This is a genomic window from Acidovorax sp. HMWF029 (assembly GCF_003060895.1).
Lineage (GTDB): Bacteria > Pseudomonadota > Gammaproteobacteria > Burkholderiales > Burkholderiaceae_C > Acidovorax.
The window spans coordinates 1-2,450 of the sequence record NZ_QAIH01000024.1 but is presented as its reverse complement, the minus strand read 5'-3'; the positions used below and the strand labels follow the sequence as shown (position 1 = coordinate 2,450).

3 protein-coding genes are annotated in these 2,450 nt (G+C 66.4%); 2 read left to right on the top strand and 1 reads right to left on the bottom strand.

Features of this window, described 5'->3' with window-relative positions:
• Both panB and panC read left to right on the top strand, forming a co-directional pair.
• The coding region (gene panB, locus DBR12_RS01810; protein WP_108615684.1) for a 3-methyl-2-oxobutanoate hydroxymethyltransferase at positions 1-705 on the top strand (705 nt) is incomplete at its 5' end.
• 24 nt (positions 706-729) lie between these two features.
• Entirely contained in the window at positions 730-1,590 is an 861-nt protein-coding gene (gene panC / locus DBR12_RS01805) for a pantoate--beta-alanine ligase (RefSeq protein WP_108615683.1), read from the top strand.
• A gap of 281 nt (positions 1,591-1,871) precedes the next feature.
• Here panC and DBR12_RS01800 read toward each other — a convergent pair.
• On the bottom strand, positions 1,872-2,450 hold a 579-nt coding region (locus DBR12_RS01800), incomplete at its 5' end, for an IPTL-CTERM sorting domain-containing protein (protein ID WP_146185442.1).

Below are 2,450 nucleotides of genomic sequence, written 5' to 3'. Positions count from 1 at the left end.
GGTGTGGACTGCATTCTGGTGGGCGACTCGCTGGGCATGGTCTGCCAGGGCCTGCCCAGCACCGTGGGCGTGACGCTCGACACCATGGCCTACCACACCGCCAGCGTGGCGCGCGGCCTGCAGCGCGTGCAAGGCACCGCCTGGCTGGTGGCCGACCTTCCCTACGGCACCTACGCGGAAAGCCGCGAACAAGCCCTGCGCAGCGCCTGCACGCTGATGCAGGCGGGGGCCCACATGGTCAAGCTCGAAGGCGGCGGCTGGACCGCGCCCACGGTGGAATTCTTGGTGCAGCGCGGCGTGCCGGTGTGCGCCCACCTGGGTCTCACGCCGCAAACGGTACACGCCCTGGGCGGCTACCGCGTGCAAGGCAAGACCGATGACGCCGCCCGCACGCTGCGCAGGCAGGCGCACGAACTGCAGGACGCAGGCGCCGCCATGCTGGTGCTGGAGATGGTGCCCGCCGTGCTGGCCGCCGACCTGACGGCCGAGCTGCCGCACTGCCACACCATCGGCATCGGCGCGGGCAACGGCACGGCCGGGCAGGTGCTGGTGTTGCACGACATGCTGGGCATGAACCTCGGAAAGATGCCGAAGTTCGTGCATAACTTCATGCAGGACGCGGGCAGTGTGCGCGGTGCCATGGAAGCCTACGTGCAGGCCGTCAAGCAAGGCCGCTTCCCCGACAACGCGCTGCACGCCTGGTAAGCCCCTTTTTGACTTCAAAGCCCCATGCTCATCACCCACACCATCGACGAACTGCGCCAGGCACTGGCGCCCTACCGCCGCCCCGCCTTTGTGCCCACCATGGGCAATCTGCACGAAGGCCACACCAGCCTGGTGCGCCAGGCCAAGCCCCTGGGCGACGTAACGGTGGTCAGCATCTTTGTGAACCGCCTGCAATTTTTGCCGCACGAAGACTTTGACAGCTACCCCCGCACCTGGGAGGCCGACTGCACCGCCCTGCAAGGCGCAGGCTGCGACGTGCTGTTTGCCCCGCGCGAGGCCGACCTGTACCCCCAGCCGCAAACCTTCAAGCTGCACCCCGACCCGGCCTTGGCAGACCTGCTGGAAGGCCACTTTCGCCCGGGCTTTTTCACGGGCGTGGCCACTGTGGTGATGAAGCTCTTTGCCTGCGTGCTGGGCCAGACCGGCGGCGTGGCCGTGTTTGGCAAGAAGGACTACCAGCAGCTCATGGTCATTCGCCAAATGGTGCAGCAGTTTGCGTTGCCCATCACCATCGTGGCGGGCGACACCGCCCGCGCGCCCGATGGCCTGGCCCTGAGCTCGCGCAACGGCTACCTGAGCCTGCAAGAGCGCCAAGAAGCCGTGGCCCTGGCCCAAGCCCTGCAGCAACTGAGCGAGCGCTGGCTGGCCGCCCACAGCGCCACACCGCTCACCGCCCCGGCCCACGCGCTAGAGCAGCAGGCCATGGACGTGCTACGCGCCCGGGGCTGGCAGCCCGACTACCTCACCGTACGCCGCCGCGCCGACCTGCAACCTGCCACCGCCCACGACGGCGCAGGCACCCTGGTGGCCCTGGGCGCCGCGAGGCTGGGCCACACGCGGCTGATTGACAACCTGGAGTTTTGACGACTGCGGTACCACCACCCTCGCCCACTCGGGCTGGACATCCTGCGCACTCCCACCGTTCGGGCTGAACCTGTCGAAGCTGCAGCGAGCCACCCCATAACTCCCAAAAAATATAGCATCCAGCGCTTTATCTACAAGCGCTAGCTGCCACTTTTTCCATAAAAATTCGACGCCAATGACCCCAAAAGCCCTGGGCGCACACCAGGCCAGGGCAAGTACGAGCGGTGCAACAAACCGGTGCAAAACGCCCCAAGGTGCGATGCGAGCCGCTCTCAGCATCCTCACACTGAGCGTCGGCGCACAGCCCACATCCCAGTGGCGGCAGCGAGCAAAGACATCCAAATCAAACCCCATTCGCTCAGAGTAGGAATCGATGTCGCGCCTACTGGGGGAGCAGGCAACAACACAGGTGCAAATGGGTCGCGTATGGTGCCCACAGCGGCGTCGCTGTCGCCCTCGCCGTTGTCCGTCACCGTGTAGCTCGCGGTCTTCCGGTCTGCGCTTATAGACAACGTGGTCGGCGTGAACCATTCCGATGCACCACCGAATGTCTTAGGCCCGTGCTTGAGCAACTGCACGCCCGTCGCCAACGCTGCGGGGTAGGTGATGGACACCGCCAGCGTCGCGCCTGCGCAGCCTGTGGCCTCAAAGCGGAACACGCCGTGCGGGAACGTGGCACGCGCTGGTGCGCCTGCGGGCACGTTGTTGTCAAACTGCGCCGATGTGATCGTGCAGCCTGGCGTGCCGCCGCCAATGGTCACCGAGGCGTTGCCGCCTCCGGGCAGCGGCAGTGCGGGTTGCGTGATCACCTGGGGCGTTGCTGTGACGCCTGCAGAGCTGTCGCTTTCGCCCACGCCGTT

Bases quoted from the DNA above. Each gene is read 5' to 3' on its own strand.
- panC (WP_108615683.1), top strand. From the start codon at position 730: ATGCTCATCACCCACACCATCGACGAACTGCGCCAGGCACTGGCGCCC.